The 17,848-nt window shown below is 73.6% G+C and carries 22 protein-coding genes and 1 tRNA gene; 7 read left to right on the top strand and 16 right to left on the bottom strand.

From position 1 onward, the window contains the following. Positions 1 to 89 precede the first annotated feature (89 nt). Both aztD and OG218_RS20335 read left to right on the top strand, forming a co-directional pair. Complete coding sequence (gene aztD, locus OG218_RS20340; protein ID WP_328295042.1) at positions 90 to 1,328, top strand: zinc metallochaperone AztD; 1,239 nt, start codon at positions 90 to 92, stop codon at positions 1,326 to 1,328. Beyond that, a complete protein-coding gene (locus OG218_RS20335) occupies positions 1,325 to 2,158 on the top strand; it encodes a metal ABC transporter substrate-binding protein (protein WP_328295041.1) in 834 nt (277 codons plus the stop codon). The genes aztD and OG218_RS20335 overlap by 4 nt, the downstream gene beginning before the upstream one ends. A 4-nt stretch (positions 2,159 to 2,162) precedes the next feature. Here the strand turns inward: OG218_RS20335 and OG218_RS20330 are convergent, their stop codons facing one another. The 3 genes from OG218_RS20330 to OG218_RS20320 all read right to left on the bottom strand — a co-directional run bounded on the left by OG218_RS20330 (position 2,163) and on the right by OG218_RS20320 (position 5,312). Further along, complete coding sequence (locus OG218_RS20330) at positions 2,163 to 3,071, bottom strand: hypothetical protein (protein WP_328295040.1); 909 nt, start codon at positions 3,069 to 3,071, stop codon at positions 2,163 to 2,165. Beyond that, entirely contained in the window at positions 2,999 to 4,294 is a 1,296-nt protein-coding gene (locus OG218_RS20325) for an RNase A-like domain-containing protein (protein WP_328295039.1), read from the bottom strand. The genes OG218_RS20330 and OG218_RS20325 overlap by 73 nt, the downstream gene beginning before the upstream one ends. A gap of 94 nt (positions 4,295 to 4,388) precedes the next feature. Beyond that, complete coding sequence (locus OG218_RS20320; RefSeq protein ID WP_328295038.1) at positions 4,389 to 5,312, bottom strand: LysR family transcriptional regulator; 924 nt, start codon at positions 5,310 to 5,312, stop codon at positions 4,389 to 4,391. Between the two features lie 39 nt (positions 5,313 to 5,351). Between OG218_RS20320 and OG218_RS20315 the strand changes: the two genes are divergently transcribed. Then, complete coding sequence (locus tag OG218_RS20315; protein ID WP_328295037.1) at positions 5,352 to 5,822, top strand: hypothetical protein; 471 nt, start codon at positions 5,352 to 5,354, stop codon at positions 5,820 to 5,822. A gap of 3 nt (positions 5,823 to 5,825) precedes the next feature. On the opposite strand, the gene OG218_RS20310 is transcribed toward OG218_RS20315, so the two are convergent. The 5 genes from OG218_RS20310 to OG218_RS20290 all read right to left on the bottom strand — a co-directional run bounded on the left by OG218_RS20310 (position 5,826) and on the right by OG218_RS20290 (position 8,726). Continuing rightward, complete coding sequence (locus OG218_RS20310; RefSeq protein ID WP_328295036.1) at positions 5,826 to 6,179, bottom strand: hypothetical protein; 354 nt, start codon at positions 6,177 to 6,179, stop codon at positions 5,826 to 5,828. A gap of 116 nt (positions 6,180 to 6,295) precedes the next feature. Continuing rightward, positions 6,296 to 6,709, bottom strand: a complete 414-nt coding sequence (locus OG218_RS20305; RefSeq protein WP_328295035.1) for a RidA family protein — start codon at positions 6,707 to 6,709, stop codon at positions 6,296 to 6,298. Beyond that, the gene (locus OG218_RS20300) at positions 6,706 to 8,007 is read right to left on the bottom strand and encodes a cytochrome P450 (protein ID WP_328296270.1); all 1,302 of its coding nucleotides are present in this window, start codon (positions 8,005 to 8,007) and stop codon (positions 6,706 to 6,708) included. The genes OG218_RS20305 and OG218_RS20300 overlap by 4 nt, the downstream gene beginning before the upstream one ends. 32 nt (positions 8,008 to 8,039) lie before the next feature. Beyond that, positions 8,040 to 8,333 (bottom strand): GroES family chaperonin, encoded by a 294-nt coding sequence (locus OG218_RS20295; RefSeq protein WP_380162198.1) that lies wholly within the window; start codon positions 8,331 to 8,333, stop codon positions 8,040 to 8,042. Between the two features lie 102 nt (positions 8,334 to 8,435). Further along, positions 8,436 to 8,726: a DUF3618 domain-containing protein gene (locus OG218_RS20290; protein ID WP_328295033.1), complete on the bottom strand. Its 291-nt coding sequence runs from the start codon at positions 8,724 to 8,726 to the stop codon at positions 8,436 to 8,438. Between the two features lie 154 nt (positions 8,727 to 8,880). Between OG218_RS20290 and bcp the strand changes: the two genes are divergently transcribed. Both bcp and OG218_RS20280 read left to right on the top strand, forming a co-directional pair. Then, positions 8,881 to 9,363: a thioredoxin-dependent thiol peroxidase gene (gene bcp / locus OG218_RS20285; RefSeq protein ID WP_328295032.1), complete on the top strand. Its 483-nt coding sequence runs from the start codon at positions 8,881 to 8,883 to the stop codon at positions 9,361 to 9,363. Between the two features lie 12 nt (positions 9,364 to 9,375). After that, positions 9,376 to 9,457: transfer RNA gene (locus OG218_RS20280), tRNA-Leu, on the top strand. Positions 9,458 to 9,487: 30 nt separating this feature from the next. Here the strand turns inward: OG218_RS20280 and OG218_RS20275 are convergent. The 8 genes from OG218_RS20275 to clpS all read right to left on the bottom strand — a co-directional run bounded on the left by OG218_RS20275 (position 9,488) and on the right by clpS (position 15,867). Next, positions 9,488 to 10,291, bottom strand: a complete 804-nt coding sequence (locus OG218_RS20275) for an anti-sigma factor (protein WP_328295031.1) — start codon at positions 10,289 to 10,291, stop codon at positions 9,488 to 9,490. Then, on the bottom strand, positions 10,288 to 10,860 hold the full coding sequence (gene sigK / locus OG218_RS20270; protein ID WP_328295030.1) for an ECF RNA polymerase sigma factor SigK: 573 nt from the start codon (positions 10,858 to 10,860) through the stop codon (positions 10,288 to 10,290). Before sigK ends, OG218_RS20275 begins: the two co-directional genes overlap by 4 nt. 236 nt (positions 10,861 to 11,096) lie before the next feature. Next, positions 11,097 to 12,671, bottom strand: coding sequence for a molybdopterin-dependent oxidoreductase (locus tag OG218_RS20265; RefSeq protein ID WP_328295029.1), 1,575 nt, complete (start codon positions 12,669 to 12,671; stop codon positions 11,097 to 11,099). Between the two features lies 1 nt (position 12,672). Further along, the gene (gene rdgB, locus OG218_RS20260; protein WP_328295028.1) at positions 12,673 to 13,314 is read right to left on the bottom strand and encodes an RdgB/HAM1 family non-canonical purine NTP pyrophosphatase; all 642 of its coding nucleotides are present in this window, start codon (positions 13,312 to 13,314) and stop codon (positions 12,673 to 12,675) included. Continuing rightward, complete coding sequence (gene rph / locus OG218_RS20255) at positions 13,311 to 14,057, bottom strand: ribonuclease PH (protein WP_328295027.1); 747 nt, start codon at positions 14,055 to 14,057, stop codon at positions 13,311 to 13,313. The genes rdgB and rph overlap by 4 nt, the downstream gene beginning before the upstream one ends. 60 nt (positions 14,058 to 14,117) lie before the next feature. Next, on the bottom strand, positions 14,118 to 14,957 hold the full coding sequence (gene murI, locus OG218_RS20250) for a glutamate racemase (RefSeq protein ID WP_328295026.1): 840 nt from the start codon (positions 14,955 to 14,957) through the stop codon (positions 14,118 to 14,120). Beyond that, the gene (locus tag OG218_RS20245) at positions 14,954 to 15,553 is read right to left on the bottom strand and encodes a DUF2017 domain-containing protein (protein ID WP_328295025.1); all 600 of its coding nucleotides are present in this window, start codon (positions 15,551 to 15,553) and stop codon (positions 14,954 to 14,956) included. The genes murI and OG218_RS20245 overlap by 4 nt, the downstream gene beginning before the upstream one ends. A 2-nt stretch (positions 15,554 to 15,555) precedes the next feature. Next, entirely contained in the window at positions 15,556 to 15,867 is a 312-nt protein-coding gene (gene clpS, locus OG218_RS20240; RefSeq protein ID WP_328295024.1) for an ATP-dependent Clp protease adapter ClpS, read from the bottom strand. Positions 15,868 to 15,908: 41 nt separating this feature from the next. Here clpS and OG218_RS20235 point away from each other — a divergent pair, with 41 nt between their 5' ends. Beyond that, positions 15,909 to 17,225, top strand: coding sequence for a nicotinate phosphoribosyltransferase (locus tag OG218_RS20235; protein WP_328295023.1), 1,317 nt, complete (start codon positions 15,909 to 15,911; stop codon positions 17,223 to 17,225). Then, a complete protein-coding gene (locus OG218_RS20230; protein ID WP_328295022.1) occupies positions 17,222 to 17,836 on the top strand; it encodes an isochorismatase family protein in 615 nt (204 codons plus the stop codon). Before OG218_RS20235 ends, OG218_RS20230 begins: the two co-directional genes overlap by 4 nt. Positions 17,837 to 17,848: the final 12 nt, after the last annotated feature.

Below are 17,848 nucleotides of genomic sequence, written 5' to 3'. Positions count from 1 at the left end.
GCCCCATCTGTCCGGCTAGATAGTAACGATTCTCAGTTGTGTTAGCTTCGTGCTCGTTCACAGCCCCCGACCAGGTTGGACAAGTCACCGTGCGCCGCAGCCCCTTCCTCGCCCTCCCGCTGTCCCTGACCCTGCTCGCCGGGTGCGGAGGGGGTGCCGCCGAGGAACCCGCCGCCCCCGCCGAGCCCTCGTACGCGAAGACCGAGGTGGCCGCCGCGGCCCCACGGGTCGCGATCAGCTACGACGGCGGGGTCCAGGTCCTCGACGGCTCGACGCTGGAGGTCCTCGCCGACGTGCCCTACGACGGCTTCACCCGCCTCAACCCCGCCGGCGACGGTCGGCACCTGGTGGTGTCCGGGACCCGGGACGGGGTCAGCGGCTTCCACGTCCTCGACACGGGCGCCTGGAGCGAACCGCACGGGGACCACTCGCACTTCTGGACGACGCAGCCGCACGACACCGGCGTCGTCTTCCCCGCCGAGGAGCCGGGCCACGTCGTCGCCCACGCCGGACGCACGGTCCTCTTCGACGACGGCACCGGCCACGTCGTGTCCTTCGACAGCGAGGACATCGCCGACGCCCCCGAGACCCGGGAGTTCGACACCCCGCACCCCCACCACGGTGTCGCGGTCGAACTCTCCGACGGGCACGTCGTCGTCTCCGAGGGCGACGAGGAGGGACGGACCGGGATCCGCGTGCTCGACGCCGCGAACGCCGAGGTCGCCGCCTCGGACGAGTGCCCCGCCGTCCACGGCGAGACGGTCGCCGCTGACGAGACCGTCGTCATCGGGTGCAGCGACGGGGTGCTCGTCCACCGCGACGGCGTCACCACCAAGGTCGCCAGCCCCGACGCGTTCGGACGCATCGGCAACCAGTTCGGCACCGAGGACTCCCCGATCGTCCTCGGTGACTACAAGACCGACCCCGACGCCGAGGTCGAACTCACGACCCGCGTCTCCCTGGTCGACACGACGACGGGGCGACTGCGCCTCGTCGACCTCCCCAGTTCGTACTGGTACCGCTCGCTGGGTCGCGGCGAGAACGGCGAAGGGGTCGTCCTCGGCACCGACGGGGCGCTGCACCTCGTCGACACCGCGGCGGGCGCCGTCGTCCGCTCCACCCCCGTCGTCGGTGCGTGGGAGGTCGAGGAGGACTGGCAGAGCCCGCAGCCGCAGGTGTTCACCCTGGACGGGACCGCCTACGTGAGCGACCCCGCGACGCGGTCGGTGCACGCCGTCGACATCGCGACCGGCGAGGTCTTCCGCAGCGCCGCGTTGAGCGTGACGCCCAACGAGCTCAAGGGCGTGCCCGGCGAGGCCGCCGCGTGAGGTTCCTCCTCGTCCTGGTCCTCCTCCTCCTCGCCGGCTGCTCCCCCGCCGCCGGCGAGGAGGAGGGCCTGACGGTGGTGACGAGTTCGCACCCGCTGGAGTTCGTGGCCACCGCGGTAGCCGGGGACCGCGCGGCCGTGACGAACCTGGTGGCCCCCGGCGCCGACAGCCACGACGCGGACGTGTCGACCCGGCAGCTGGCCACGCTCGTCGACGCCGACGTCGTCGTGCACCTCTCGACCCTGCAGCCCGCCGTGGACGACGTCCTGGCGTCGCGACCGCCGGAGCACCTGGTGGACGCGGCCCGCTACGCCGACCTCGAGGACGACCCGCACTTCTGGCTCGACCCGACGCGACTGGCCCGGGTCGGGCACGACGTCGCGGCCGAACTGTCGGCCGTCGATCCCGCGGGGGCCGACGACTACCGCGCGGGGGCCGCCCGCCTCGACTCCCGGCTGGGTGACCTCGACGCCCGGTACCGCGACGCGCTCGCCGGGTGCGCGGGCGCGGCCCTGGTCACCTCGCACGAGGCGTTCGGCTACCTCGCCCAGCGCTACGACCTGCGCCAGATCGGGATCGCCGGTGTCGACCCGTCCGTGGAACCCTCCCCGGCCCGGCTGCGCGACGTCGTGCGGGTGGTGCGCGAGAACCCCGTCGAGACGATCTTCTTCGAGGCGAGCGCGAACCCCGCCGTCGCCGAACTGCTGGCCACTGAACTCGGGGTGGCGACCGCCGTGCTGCACCCCGTGGAACGCGTCGAGGCGGACCAGGACTACCTGTCGTTGATGGAGGAGAACCTCAGGGCGCTGTCGTCGGGCCTGGACTGCTGAGGGTTCACGTCCAGTCGAAGTACCCGATGCGCCAGAACATCCACTCCAGCCAGAGCCGGAGCCAGGAGGGTTCGACGTAGCACCCGAGCGCCCGGACGGCGGCGTGCAGGTCGTCGTCGCCGAGGGCGAGGAGTTCCGCGCCCTCGACGGCGAGGCGTTCGAGGTGCTCTCCGGACTCCTCCCGGAGCATCCGGTACTGCATCGCGGACGGATCCTGGTCGCCCACCGCGGCGAGACTGAACCACCCCCCCAGGAGCGAGGTGAGCACCGGCCACCGGGCGCGCCACTCCGCCCCACGGAACTCGTCCTCCGGATCGGCCGCGTGCACGCCGATCACCCGGGTTCGACCGCTCCGCTCGAGCACCACGCCGACCCGGGTGGTCACGGTCTCGTCGAACCTCCGGTTGCTGTCGTGTTCTCCCGCGCTCACCGTTCCGACGGGCCGGCCCACGTCGAGGACGAGGTAGTCCCGCCGCGACACGCCTCCGGGCACGGACAGCTTCGCCATCGCCCGACGCAGGCCGTCTCGGGCCGCGGCATCCAGCTCCCCGTACCGGATCTGCCAGTTCTCGGCGTACCTCGGCACGTCGGCCACCGTGGTCGGGTCGTCGACGAGTTCCGTGAGCCGCTCGTCCACCCAGTTCGCCCACCGGACCCAGGAGTTTCCCTCGGGGGGGTCGACGAACAGCACCCCCGCGACGTCCTGCATGACGGTGACGAAGTCCTCCCGGTGGCCGAGGGCGACGATGGAGCGCCACCAGTCGAGCTGGTCGGCGAAGTCGACTCCGCGCCCTCCGAGCGCCCGCTCCAGGGGGTGACGGAGGCAGAGGCTCGAACCCGTCAGTCCGATGAAGGCACTCTTGAGGGGGTAGGGCTCGACGCGACGTCGGGGTAAGCCGTCAGGATGAACCACGATCCGTCTCCTGCCTGTTCGAGAACGATGACGACTTCGGAAACCGGAACCTCCACGGGGATCCCGTGGGGATCGAGGGTCCAGACGACCCCGACGTCCGCCGCGGCCGGAGCCCGGACGGTGTACCTCTCCTCACCCTGACCGACAGCCCGGTCGACGTCGGCCGAGCGCTCACGCAGCGCCTCACCGATGACCTTCTCCGCCGTGGCCTCGTCGGTCCAGCGGGACGCACAGGGCGGGGGCCTCCTGAGTCTGCCACCTTCCACCACCCCCGTCCGCAACCGGTTCCGCAGGAACTCGTCGTCCACGTCCACGTGCCGCGCCACCGTGTGCGCGTCCCGGAAGACCTCGTTGCGGCCGAGGTCGACACCGGCGAACAGTTCGTCGACCGTCTGCGGCAGGGGGTTCCCGTCCGCGTCGAGGTACTTCGCCCACCGGTGACCGTCCGGCAGCACCTTGCCCAGCCGACCCGTGCTGCGGGTGGCGCCCCGGCCGACGACCGCCATCCCCAGGCTCGCCGCGCCCGCGCCGTAGCGGCCCTGCGACCAGTCGTCCCAGTCGACGGCGTCGGCGAGGGTCTCGACGGGGTGCTGCGCGGCGTCGAGGGCGGCCCCGGGAACCTGCTTCCAGGTCGAGACCCAGCCCGGTCGGTCCCAGGCCCAGCCCAGCGCCGTGAACGCGGCGTCCCGCCCCGCCGAGACGACCGTCGACACGGCGTCGTCGACGTGCTCGCCGAGGCGGCGGGGGCGGTCGGAGACCTGGTCCAGGACCGAGAACATCCGGGTCGCGAACTCCGCGGAGACGTCGTCGAACTCCGCGAGCACCCGTTCCCGACTCGCCTGCCAGCGTTCGAGTTCCGCCCAGTCGACCTGCGTGGCCGCCGGATCCACCAGGGTGGAGTCCAGCCGGTGCCGGACCGCTCCGATGTCGTCGTCGATCCCCGCGAGTTTCGCCTTCAGCATCCGCAACTGCAGGGCGTGACCCTCGATCAGGGTCGCGCCGGCGGTGGCCGTCCAGGACAAAGTGTCCAACTGGGCCTGCAACTCCAGGACCCGCTCGCCGTAACCGTCGCGCGCGACGCCGTACCAGCCCCCCAGGGCGGACACACCCGACCCGACATGCCCCGCGATGGCCGCGGTGGCCGCGGTGGCCACGGCGGCGTGCCGCGCGGAGGTGGCCGCGGCGTCGGCGGCTCCCGGCGACAACGTCGACAACTCGTCCACCCGAACCCCTCCTCCCGGTCACTGCTGACGTGGGAGGAAACTAACCCGGACTCGCGGAACGCCCCGGAGTTCGTCCACAGGGCACGCAGCGTCGTCAGCGGTTCGCGGCCGCGACGCCGAGGAGGTCGCGGGCGGGGCCCGGTGGCATCCGGGCGGCGCCGGTCCAGACGGCCCGCAACGTCCGTCCGAGGTCGAGACCCGCCACGGGGACGGCCTGCAACCGACCGGCCTCGAGGTCGTCGGCGACGGCCAGGCGACTGAGGACGGCGACACCGGCGCCCGCGCGCACGGCTTCGCGCACGCCGGTGGCGGTCGTGAGCACCACCGCGGGCGGCACCAGGCCGTGCCCGACCGCGGCCAGCGCGTTCTCGAGGACCTCACGGGTCCCCGACCCGGTCTCCCGGGACACCAGGGCGGTGGCGGCGAGTTCCCCGGGGGTGACCACCCGGCGGCGACGGGTCCAGGGGTGGCCCGGGGAGACCACCACGACGAGGTGGTCCTGCGCGAGGGGACGGCTGCGGAAACCCTTCGGGACGGCGGCCCCCTCGACGAAACCCAGGTCGACGTCGCCGCGTTCGAGGGCGGCGAGGACCCGCACGCTGTTGGTCGCGGTGAGTTCCACCGCGGGCGGCACCGACCCGGCGGTGGTGGCGCGGTGGCGCAGCACGAGCAACCAGCGCGGGACGAGGTGCTCGGCGATCGTCATGCTCGAGGCGACCCGCAGCCGGGCGGCGCTGTCGGCGCGCAGGGTCGCGATGCCCTCGGCGACCTCGGTGGCGGTGTCGAGCAGTCGCGTGGCCCAGCCGGCCAGCACCGTCCCGGCCTCGGTGGGGACCGATCCCTGCCGGCTGCGGTGCAGGAGGGCGACGCCCACCTGGGACTCCACCCCGCGCAGGCGGTCGGAGGCCGCCTGCTGGGTGATCCCGACGCTGCGGGCGCCCGCGCCGATCGACCCGGTCTCGACGACGGCCACGAACAACCGCAGCGACGTGAGGTCGGGAACGCGGTCCAGGGGCACCCCGGCAGCGTAGGCGGGAGGAGCAGCGAGGATGGCGGGGTGAGTCCCACCCCGGCCGACCCCGCGCACCTGCTCCGTCTCGTCACGAACGCGGTGGACGCGGTCGCCCGCGCCGACGCGGACGACTTCGCCGCCGCCGGGACCGCGCTGGCCGGCTTCGACGCCGACCAGGCGCGGATCGTCCTGGGGTGGGTGCTGCGCCAGACGTTGGAGGAGCAGCACCCGGACGGGCTCGACGCCGACGACGTGCGCGACGCGGTCACCACCACCGCGGGGACGGCGACCTGGTTCGAGGGCCTGGACCCCCGGATCCTCGTCGTCGTCCTGACCGCCGCCCTGGGCGAGCACCCGGACCCGGAGGAGATCCCCCGTCTCGGTCACGCGCTGGTCCTGCAGCACTCGGTGCTGCTGGTCCACGAGCTCGTGACGGCCGGTGCGATCCCGTTGCGGCGCCGGATCGACGCGGCGCTGGCGGAGGTCCGCCGCGCCGAGACGATGGAGATGCCCTGAGCCTCAGTGCCCCGGCGTGATCGGGTAGAACCCGGTCCGGCTGCGCTTGCGCAGACACGCGGGACGACCGTCGTCGACGGCGTCGCGGACGCTGCGCAGGACGTCGGCGCAGTGCGCGTCGAGTTCCCGCTCGACCGCGACGGGGTCGACGCTGGAGTGCCACTCCTTCTGCTCCGCGAGGTGGTCGTTGCGGCCGTCCTCGCCGGCGACGGTCAGGCCGCGGCGCGCGGCCAGGCCGTAGAGGGCGAGGACCTGCTCGCCGTGGCGCAGGGCGTAGTCGTCCAGGAACGTGGGCGTCAGCGTGCCCTGGCCGGCGGCGAACTCGAGGTCTCGCAGAACCTGGTGGAGCGGCTTCACGGCGGTCCTCCTCGACCTCGTGGGCACGGCCGGTGGGCCGTGCACCGGTCATCGGTCGCGGACGTCACGGGCTTGAGCAGCACCGCTCCCGGTTCACCCGTCCGGCGCAGGCGCCCTCAGCGGCCGGCGATCAGGTCGACCTCGACGAGGGCGCCGACGGCCAGGCCCGTGACGCCGACGGTGGTCCGCGCGGGCAGCGGGCCCTCGAACCACGTCGCGTACCGCTCGTTGAACGCGGCGAAGTCCTGGTCGAACTCCCGCAGGTACACCCGGACCTGCAGGGCGTCGTCGAAGGTCATGCCGAACTGCGCGAGCACGGCGGCGAGGTTCGCCCGGACCTGCTCGGCCTGCTCGACGACGCCGCCGGCGACGACCGCCCCGGTCGCGGGATCGGTGGGCATCTGACCGGTGACGAAGACCAGGTCGCCCAGGCGGGTCGCGTGCGCGAACGGCCCGACCTGCGGGGGGACGCCGTCGGCGGGGGTGAAGACGAAGGTCTCCTTGCGGCTGACGGGAGTGCTCTCGCTCATGGGAGGGAGGGTGCCAGTCGCTCGACGTGCAACGGCAGCCCGCCCCGCGGGCGCAACGTCACGAGGGCGTCCACGGGTCGCGGCGGGCCCGCCGGAGCGACGGTGTGACCCCGCAGCAACGTCGCGAGGACCAGGACCTCCTCGACGAGGGCGAGGTCGCGACCGATGCACAACCGCGGCCCGGCCCCGAAGGGGACGTAGGAACCCGCCGGGGGCCGGGTCCCGGTCAGGAACCGGTCCGGGCGGAACTCCTCCGGGGCCTCCCAGACGGCGGGGTCGCGGTGCAGCGCCCAGGTGCAGACGATGACGAGCGTCCCGGCGGGGACCTCGACGCCGGCGACGACGTCGTCCGCGAGCGCCTTGCGGGTCACGACCCAGGCGGGCGGGTAGAGGCGCAGCGATTCGTCGACGACGGCGCGCAGCAGCGGGAGGTTCCCCAGGTCCGACCAGCCGGGCTCGCGCCCGCCGAGGGCGTCGGCGAGTTCGGCGTGGACGCGGGCGAGCACGGAGGGGTTGCGCGCCAACAGGTCCAGCGTCCAGGTCAGCGACGACGCGACGGTCTCGTGGCCGGCGACGACGAACGTGACGAGTTCGTCGCGGATCTGCCGGTCGTCCATGCCCGCGGCCAGCATCAGACCGACGACGTCGCGGGGTTCCGCGACGGACCGGGTGCGCCGGCGTTCGACGATGCGGGCGCAGACCTCGTCGATGACGGCGACCTCGCGGGCCAGGCGGGCCCGGGCGGGGGTCGGCCAGGCCGTGGGGACGGGGCTCGCGGCCCGGCGCACCACGAGTTCCAGCGCCCGGCCCACGGCGTCGACCAGCAGGGGGGCGTCGCCGGAGAGGTCCGCGGCGGCGAGGGTGTGGCCCACGACCTCGAGCCCGGCGCGCGAGGTCGCGTCGAGGACCTCCAGGGGCGTCCCGGGGGCCAGCGCATCGGCCTCGGCGACGAGTCCGCGGGCGGCGTGCACGGCGTGGGCGGCGACGTCCTCGAGGCTGCCGTGGTGGAAGGCCGGCTGGACGGTGCGCCGGTGCTGCTTCCAGACCTCGCCGTCACCGGCGAGCAGACCCGCGCCGGTGACGGTGGCGAGCGCCGAGTACTGGATCGTGGACTTGCCGTAGCCGCGGGCGTTCTCGACGAGGACGCGACGGACGCCGTCGGGATCGGCGAGGACGAGCACCGGGGTCCTGGGCATCGGGATGGCGGCCACCGGTCCGTGCCGGCGGGTGACGTCGGTGAGGAAGAGGTGCGGGGCCCGCATGATCGCGGGGACGGCCCGGACCATGTCCCAGGGCAGCGGCCCCGCGACGTCCAGCGGCGAGTAGCGGTTCAGAGGTACAACCCGGTCCGGCCGTCCTGCTCGCCGGGGGCGGCGACGGCGTGCAGGTCGCGTTCGCGCAGCAGGGTGTAGCCCTTGCCGTGCAGTTCGACCTCGGCCTTGTCCTCCGGGTCGAAGAGCACCCGGTCCCCCTGGGAGACCTGACGGACGTGCGGGCCGACGGCCACGACGGCGGCCCAGGACAACCGCTTCCCCACCGCGGCCGTGGCCGGGATGAGGATGCCGGCGGAGGACTTCCGTTCGGCGGCGTCGTCGGGCAGGACGAGCACGCGGTCGTGCAGCATCCGGACGGGCAGCCCGTCCCGGTCGGTCGTGGAGGGTGTCACGGCGGGAACCGTAGCGCCCCCGGGTCCGTGGGGAGCCGGGGGCGCTGTCGCGGGGTCCGCTCAGCGGCGCTTGCGCACCGCGCGGACGACCAGGAACGTGGTGACGCCGAGGACGGCGACGCCGACGGCGGCGACGCGCTCGACGCGCAGCCCGCCGCGGTGGTCGAAGGCGAAGTCGTTGACCTTGGCCTTCACGCTCGCCAGCGAACGGTCCTTGATGGCCGCCGGAGCGAGTCGCGACGTGAGTTCGTCGATGGTGCCCGCGAGCTGGGCACGACGGGCTTCGACCTCGCGCTCGAGGGCGCGGGGGTCGGTCGTCGTGATCTCGGCCTTGCCGTCGCTGGCCGCCACGGCCACCTCCTGTGTTCGTCCGACGTCGTTCTCGTGCAGCCCGGGCACGACCCGGGGAGGACGTCGTCCTGCTGCGTGTCCCCGGAACCGTACCGGAGCCGGGACCCGCTCTCCTGACGGGGCACGCGGGCGGCGCAGTCGTTATCGTCCGGACATGACCGCCAGACTCTCGCCCGGTGACCTCGCCCCCGACTTCACGCTCCCCGCTCACGACGGCTCGACCGTCTCGTTGCGGTCGCTGCGGGAGGAGAGCGGGGAGCACGTCGTCGTGTACTTCTACCCGGCGGCCATGACCCCGGGCTGCACCACGCAGGCCTGCGACTTCCGCGACTCCCTCGACGCCCTGAACGCCTCCGGCTACCGGGTGCTGGGGATCTCGAAGGACTCCGTCGCGAAGCTGGCGCAGTTCGCGGAACGCGACGGCATCACCTTCCCGTTGCTCTCCGACCCCGACCACCGGGTCCTGGAGGCGTACGGGGCCTGGGGGGAGAAGACGAACTACGGGCGGACCTCGGTCGGCGTGGTGCGCTCGACGGTCGTGGTGGACCCGAAGGGTGTCGTGGAGGTGGCCCAGTACAACGTGCGCGCCACGGGGCACGTCGCGAAGTTGCGCAAGGACCTCGGGCTCGACCAGTAACCTGGCGGGCGAGCGGGAGTGGTGTAACTGGCAGCCACGCAGGATTTAGGTTCCTGTGCCGAGAGGCGTGAGGGTTCGAGTCCCTTCTCCCGCACCGGTGGTGCCGGAGAGGGACCCGAACCGGTCAGACCTGCAGGGCGGTGAAGACGACGGGGGTCGTCGTCGGCTGCTGCGACCCGTGGGCGGGTTCCACCGAGATCCCGACCCCGTTGGAACTGCCGGCGTCGACGACGGTCGCGGAACTCCCGCCGGTTCCGACGGTGATCATCCCCGCGGAGGAGATCGTGTCGCCGGTGGCGAGCCACAGCTGGTAGCCGCGGCCGTCACCGGCGGCGGGCAGACCGGTCGTCAGCACCCCGAGGCGGCCGTCGGCGCGCACGAGCGTCGCGGTTCCCCCGTCGTTGGCGGCGACGGTCGAGACCACCGCCCCGGGGGTGCTCAGCAGGGACGCGACCTCCTGCCGGGCGGACTGCTCGGCGCTCACGGTCGGCGGTCGGTCGGTGCGGGAGGAGACTCCCACCCCGACCCCGGCCGCCGCGACGACGATCCCCGCGGCGGCGACGAGCATGCTCCAGCGCGACGGTCTGCGGGCACCGTCGCGACGGTGTGCGCGCCGGGAGCGGGCGACGTCGAGGTCGAGCACCGGGGGCGGCGCGGCGTGTCCGTGGGTCTCCTGTGGCGTCGCGGCGATCGCGTCGAGGACGGATGAACGCAACCGGGCGGGCGGTGCGACGGCCGCACCGAGACGGGAGGCCGTCTCGCGCAGGGCGTCGGCGTCGGCGCGCTCCTCCGGGTGGGAGCGCAGGCGGTCTTCGTAGGCCTCGCGCTCCGCGTCGTCGAGCGCGTCGAGCGCCCAGGCTGCGGCGAGCAAGGGGTCCTCCGAAGGGTCGGTCGGGTTGATCGGGTCGGGGTGGTTGCGGGGGCTCATCGGGCCACCCCCATGACGTCGCGCAGTCTGATGAGACCGTCGCGCAACCTCGTCTTCACGGTGCCGAGCGGCACCGAGAGGTCCTCGGAGATCTCCCGGTGGGTGCGGCCGCCGAAGTAGGCGAGGTCGATGGCCTCGCGCTGCAACGGGCTGAGCGCGTCGAGGGCCTGGCGGACCTCGTCCTGCTCGAGCATCACCACCACCTCCTCGCTCACGCTGTCGTAGGGCGGGATCTCGCGGACCCCGACCTTCTCGTCGCGGTCCGAGCTGGCCTGCGAGGCACGCACCCGGTCCACCGCACGGCGGTGGGCCATCGTGACGACCCAGGCGCGGGCGCTGCCCCGGGTCGGGTCGAACCGGGCCGCGGTCCGCCAGGCCTCCAGGAACACCTCCTGGACGACCTCCTCGGACTGGGCCGGGTCGCGCAGGACCCGCAGGACCGTGCCGTGGACTGCCGCGGCGGTCGCGTCGTAGAACGTCGCGAAGGCGGCCTGGTCACCGTCGGCGGAGGAGGCCAGGGCCGATTCGGCGCTGGTCTCCGCGGCGTCGCGGGGTCTCGAGGTCGTCATCACCGTCACTGTGTCACCCCGGCGGGGGCTCGGCACGCGGTTCCTGCCCGGTGCCCCGGGTGTCGTCCCAGGTGTCTCAACGGGAACCCACCCCGCAGGACCGGGCCCCGAATTCGCTCTCCAGCTCCACGATTCCCCCCAGCGGTCCGGCCGGGGAGGTTCCCTAGCGTTCGAACACCTGGGGTTCGGACCGGAGCACCGGAGGGATTGGTCTGCGGCGCAGGAAGTTCAGACGTTCACTGGACGCTGAGCGTGATCGAGTCGTACCCGCTGGCCCCGTCGGGGGCGGGAGCGGCGACGACGTCGGTCTGGGGCGCACCCGTGCCGTCGGTGGCCCGCACCTGCACCGTGTGGCTGCCCTTCTCGGTCGCGTCCCAGTCGTAGACCCACTGGCACCAGGTGTCGGCGGAGGCGGAGGGCAGGACCCGGGCCGGTTCCCACTCCCCCTCGTCGACCCGCACCTCGACGGCGCTGATCCCGCGGTGCTGCGCCCAGGCGACGCCGGCGATCGGGACCCGCCCCGCGCGCACCTTGTCGAAGGAGCGCGGGACGTCGATGCGGGAGGCCGTCTTGATCGGGCCCTTCTCCGCCCAGCCCCGGTCCGTCCAGTACGCGGTCTTCTCGGCGAACCGGGTGACCTCGATGTCGGTGACCCACTTGCAGGCCGAGACGTAGCCGTAGAGACCCGGGACGACCATGCGGACGGGGAACCCGTGCTCGCGGGGCAGCGGCTGCCCGTTCATCCCGACGACGAGCATCGCGTCCCGGCCGTCGGTCACCTCGGCCAGCGGAGCGGAGAGGGTGAACCCGTCGGTGCTGGTGGCGTAGAGCATGTCCGCCCCGGACTGCACCCCCAGCGTTCCGAGCAGGTCGGCGAGCGGGTAGCCGAGCCAGCGGGCGGTGCCGACGTAGTCGCCGCCGACCTCGTTGCTCACGCAGGTCAGGGTGATCCAGCGCTCCCGGAGCGGCATCGCGAGGAGCTGGTCGAAGGTCAGGGTGAGTTCGCGGTCCACGAGACCGTGGACCTTCAGCGACCAGTCCTCGGCCCGCAGGTCGGGCACCACGAGGGCGGTGTCGATGCGGTAGAAGTCGGCGCTCTTCGTCGCGTAGGTGGTGAGCCCGCTGGCGATCGCGTCGCTCGGGTCGATCCCCGCGGGGAGGACCGGCGCCGGATCGGCCGGCGCGGGCAGCACAACGGCGTCACGGGAGATCTCCGCGCTGCGGGTGGCGACGAGCAACTGCCCCGCGCCACCGCTGGCGGCCGCGACGACGGCGGTACCGCCCAGCAGGACCGCCCGGCGGGGTGGACCGCCCGCGCGGCCCGTCACCCCGGGTCCGGCGAGCCGACGGGTGAGCACGGTGAGCGCGTACGCCCCCGCCGCCGCCCCGAGGACGGAGGGCAGGGGGGACAGCGTCGTCGCGTCCGGCCGGGTGGCCGCCGCGAGCACGCTCACGACACCCAGCAGACCCACGATCCCGACGCCGACCGCCAGCCGTCGCCGGGCCAGGACCCCCGCCAGGGCGGCGAGCAGCACGACCACGACCGTGATCGTCGCGAGCAGGACCACCTTGTCGTGGGTCCCGAAGGCCCGGATGGCGGTGTCCTTCAGCCAGGCCGGGACCCGGTCCACGACCGCGTCGCCGACGACGACGAGAGGAGCCGCCGACGGGGAGACGATCCCCGCCACGAGCTGCCCCACGCCGAACGTCAGCCCCGCGCTGAGAACACCCGAGAGCGCACCGGTCCACCGGCGCTTCCCCTCCGCAACGCCGGGTGGTGCGCTCTCCCCCGTGTTCGTGGCTGTCCTCACATCACTGTCCTTCGGAGCCGTGCTCGGGTCGGATTGGTCGCCCGGCGAGAACGTCGACGACGAGGGGGGCCAGGGCCCGGAAGGCCGCCCCGCGGTGGCTGACCACGTTCTTCTCCGCCGCGGTGTGCTCGGCCAGCGTCCGCTGCGCCCCCTCGGGGACGAAGATCGGGTCGTAGCCGAAGCCACCACCCCCGGCGGTGGTCGGGGTGATCGTCCCGCGGAGCTCCCCGAGCCGGACGGCGGCCGAGCCGTCGGGCAGGGCGAGGGCCGCCGCGCAGACGAACGCCCCGCCGCGGTGCCGCGCGGGGACGTCGGCGATCTGGGCGAGGAGGAGTTCCAGGTTGGCGACGTCGTCGCCGTGCCGGCCCGACCAGCGCGCCGAGAAGATCCCCGGGGCCCCGCCGAGGACGTCGACGCTGATGCCGGAGTCGTCGGCGATCGCCGGGACGCCGGTGGCGGCGGCGACCGCGCGGGCCTTCAGCAACGCGTTCCCGGCGAAGGTCACCTCGGTCTCGGCGACCTCGGGGACGTGCTCGAAGGCGTCGACGGTGAGGACCTCGACGTCGGGCAGCAGCGGCGCGAGGACGGCCCGCAGCTCCCCCACCTTGTGGGCGTTGCGGGTGGCCAGCACGACCCTGCTCATCGGGCGAGCGCCTCCGCCTGCAGCGCGGCGAGGGTGCTCGTGCCGCCCAGCGCGAGGTCGAGCAGGGCGTTCAGCTCGGCCCGGTCGAAGGGCGCGCCCTCGGCGGTGCCCTGCACCTCGACGAACTTCCCGTCGCCGGTCACGACGACGTTCATGTCGGTCTCGGCGCGGACGTCCTCGACGTAGGGCAGGTCGAGGACCGGCACCCCGTCGACGACGCCGACGCTGATCGCCGAGACCGTCCCGGTCAGCGGCTGCCGGGAGGCCTTGACGATGCCCTTGCCGCGGGCCCAGTCGATCGCGTCCGCGAGCGCCACGTAGGCGCCGGTGATGGCCGCGGTGCGGGTGCCGCCGTCGGCCTGCAGGACGTCGCAGTCCAGGACGATGGTGTTCTCCCCCAGCTGGGCGGTGTCGACGACGGCCCGCAGGCTGCGGCCGATGAGCCGGGAGATCTCGTGGGTGCGGCCGCCGATCTTGCCCTTGACGGACTCGCGGTCGCTGCGGGTGTTCGTGGACCGGGGCAGCATGGCGTACTCCGCGGTGACCCAGCCCTGGCCGGATCCCTTGCGCCAGCGCGGAACACCCTCGGTGAACGACGCCGCGCAGAGCACCCGGGTGCGGCCGAACTCGACGAGGACGCTGCCCTCGGCGTGGTCCAGCCAGTTGCGGGTGATGGTCACGGGACGGAGTTCGTCGGCGGCGCGGCCGTCGGCGCGTCCGGAGGTACGGGTCGGGTCAGTCACGAGGCCCACCTTCTCACCGGCGGCTGTGCGCGGCCTGCGCCGGCACCACCCGCCGGGCGCTCAGCGCAGGGCGCCGAGGTAGAGCGGGCCGGTCTCCTCGACGTCCACGAGCTGCGGCCCGAGCTGGGGACCGAGGAAGCGCTGGGCGAGGCGGCGGAAGGCGACGCTGTCGCCGGTGGAGGTGAACCGGTGCCGGGGTTGCGGACGGTCGTCGGGGCGCAGCAGTTCGCGGGTGGCCAGTTCGCGGTAGACGTCGAAGGCGGTCTCCTCGGCGCTGGAGACGAGGGTGACGTCGTCGCCCACGACGCTGCGCAGGACGGCCATCAGCAGGGGGTAGTGGGTGCAGCCCAGGACGAGGGTGTCGACGTCGGCGGCGATCGCCGGTTCCAGGTAGCCCCGGGCGGCGGTGAGCAGCTCGGGGCCGCTGGTGATGCCGCGCTCGACGAACTCGACGAACGCCGGGCAGGCCGTCGTGGTGAGGGCCAGGTGCGGGGCGGCGGCGAAGGCGTCCTCGTAGGCGCGCGAGGAGATCGTCGCGCGGGTCCCGATGACCCCGACCCGGCCGTTGCGGGTGGCGCGCACGGCCCGGCGGACGGCGGGCTGGATGACCTCCACGACGGGCACGTCGTAGCGCTCGCGGGCGTCGCGCAGCATCGCCGCGGAGGCGGAGTTGCAGGCGATGACCAGCATCTTCACCCCCGACTCGACGATCCGGTCGAGGACGTCGAGGGCGAGGCGGCGCACCTCGGCGATGGGTTTCGGCCCGTACGGGGCGTGCGCGGTGTCGCCGACGTAGTGGACCGCCTCGTGCGGCAACTGGTCCAGCACCGCGCGGGCGACGGTGAGACCCCCCACGCCGGAGTCGAAGATCCCGATCGGCAGGTCCTGCTCGAGGCTCACGACAGCGACCGCACGAGGGTCTCCTGCAGGTGGGTGGTGAAGTCGTAGACCGCCCACGCCCAGCGCGCCGGGTCGTCCTCGGCGAGGTCGGTGAAGGGGTCGCTGTCGTCGCTCACGCCGAGGCGGGTGCCGAGCGCGAGCCGGATGTCGTTGAGCGCGGAGAGCCAGGAGCGCGCGCCGTCGGGGTCGAGCTGGATCCGGCCGCCCTGTCCCTCGACGGGGGCCAGCGAGGCCAGCAGGCTGCTCGCCGCGGCCGCCTTCCGTTCCCGCAGACCGCCTTCGGTGAAGCGGCGGAACTCCGCGGAGGCCGCGGGGTCCTCGTCGCCGTAGGCGTTGGGCAGCAACCGGCGCAGCACCTCGTCCTCGGGCGGGGCGAGCGGTCCGTCGCCGGCGAGGCCGTCGAGGGGCGTGTCGAAGCTCGGCAGGTCGTGCAGACCGAGCTCGGCCTGCAGCGGATCGACGGGTCGCTGCGGCGCGGGCGCGGGCACCTCGAGGAGTTCGAGGACCTCACGGGCCAGCGAGGCCAGCAGGTCGGCCTCGGAGGGGTGCAGGGTCAGTGAGAAGTGCCCGTGCCGGGTCCGGCGGAAGGTGGCCACGTTCACTCGTCCTTCTGCAGGGTGGCCCACAGCCCGTAGCCGTGCATGGCCTCGACGTCACGTTCCATCGCCTCGCGGCGGCCGGCGCTCACGGCGGCGCGGCCCTTCTGGTGCACGTCGAGCATCAACGCGTCGGCCTTGGCCTCGGAGTAGCCGAAGTGGGTGCGGAACACGTAGGCGACGTAGGACATCAGGTTGACGGGGTCGTTCCAGACGATGGTGACCCACGGGGTGTCCGGAGCGGTGCCGAGGTCGGTCTCCGGACGCTCGAGCTCGGTGGGAGCGGTGAGGACGACGGGGACAGCGGCGGGCACCCCCGCAGTCTAGGCAACCCCGCGCTCGCTAGATTCCCAGCATGGGGAGCCCCCGCGCGAGCACAGCGCTGCTGACCGACATGTACGAGCTGACCATGCTGCAGGCGGCCCTGGCCGACGGCACCGGCGACCGGCCGTGCACGTTCGAGGTCTTCGGCCGCCGGTTGCCCGACGGCCGCCGCTACGGCGTCGTCGCCGGCACCGAGCGGGTCCTCGACGCCGTGCGCGACTTCACCTTCGACCCGGAGCTGCTGAGCGGGCTGCACGGCGTGCTGGACGAGAGGACGCTGGGCTGGCTGGCCGGGTACCGGTTCACGGGGTCGATCGAGGGCTACGCCGAGGGTGAGCTGTGGTTCCCCGGCTCCCCGATGCTCACCGTCACCGGCACCTTCGCCGAGGCCGTCGTGCTCGAGACCGTCGTGCTCTCGATCCTCAACCACGACTGCGCGATCGCCGCGGCCGCGGCCCGGATGGCGCACGCCGCCGGGGACCGCCCGATCATCGAGATGGGCTCGCGCCGCACCCACGAGCAGGCCGCCGTCGCCGCCGCACGCGCCGCCTACCTCGCGGGGTTCACCTCGACGTCGAACCTGCAGGCCGGCGCGACGTACGGCATCCCCACCTCGGGGACCTCCGCGCACGCGTTCACCCTGCTGCACGACACCGAGGCGGAGGCCTTCGCCGCCCAGGTCGCCGCGCTCGGGGTCTCCACCACGCTGCTGGTGGACACCTACGACATCACCGCCGGCATCGCGACGGCCGTCGAGGTCGCGGGACCGCAGCTCGGTGCCGTCCGGATCGACTCCGGCGACCTGTCCGTGATCGCCGTGCAGGCCCGTGAGCAGCTGGACTCCCTCGGCGCCACCTCCACGCGGATCGTCGTCTCCGGCGACCTCGACGAGTACGCCCTCGCCGCGCTCGCCGCCGCGCCCGTCGACGGCTACGGCGTGGGCACCTCGCTGGTCACCGGCTCCGGCGCCCCCACGGCCGGGCTGGTCTACAAGCTCGTCGAGGTCGAGGGCCGTCCCGTCGCGAAGCGCTCGACGTCCAAGGTCACCCAGGGCGGGCGCAAGGTCGCGATCCGGCGGCACCGGGCGACGGGCACCGCCACCGACGAGGTCCTCGGCGTCGGGTCCGCCCCCCCGCGCGAGACCAACGACCGGCCGCTGCAGATCCCGATGGTCGTGGACGGCGAACGAATCCCCGCGGACTCCGGCGGCCTACCCGACCTGCACGCGGCCCGCGAGCACCTGCACCGGGCGCTGGTGACGCTGCCGTGGGACGGACTGGCCCTGTCCAAGGGCGAACCGGCGATCCCGACCACCGTGCTGGACGCGAACCGGACGGTGCTGCGGTGACCCGCGCGTTGATCGTCGTCGACGTGCAGAACGACTTCTGCCCCGGGGGTTCGCTGGGCGTGGCCGGCGGTGACGAGGTGGCCGCGGCGATCTCGCAGCTGCTGAAGCAGGACACCTCCGCCGGGCGGGGCATCGGCTACGACCACGTCGTCGCGACCCAGGACTTCCACATCGACCCGGGCGCGCACTTCTCGCCGACCCCGGACTTCGTCGACAGCTGGCCGCCGCACTGCCGAGCGGGCAGCTACGGCGCGCTGCTGCACGACAACCTCGAGACCCGACGGATCGAGGCGGTCTTCCGCAAGGGGCAGTACAGCGCGGCCTACTCGGGGTTCCAGGGCACCACGAGCCGGGTCACCGAGGAAGGTGGCGAACTGGACACCGGGCTCGCGGACTGGCTGCGCGCCCACGAGGTCACCGAGGTCCACGTCGTCGGGATCGCCACCGACCACTGCGTCCGGGCGACCGCGCTGGATGCGGCGGCCGCAGGGTTCAGGACGACGGTGCTGCTCGGGCTGACGGCCGGGATCTCGGCCGCGACGGTCGAGCCCGCGCTGGCGCAGTTGCGCAGCGCGGGCGTCGCCCTCGTCGGGGAACCGATCCTCGGGTAGTCGTCCCCGGTG

It is taken from the genome of Kineococcus sp. NBC_00420 (assembly GCF_036021035.1).
Lineage (GTDB): Bacteria > Actinomycetota > Actinomycetes > Actinomycetales > Kineococcaceae > Kineococcus.
Note: the sequence above shows the minus strand (reverse complement) of the source record. Positions and strands in the feature narration are given on the sequence as shown.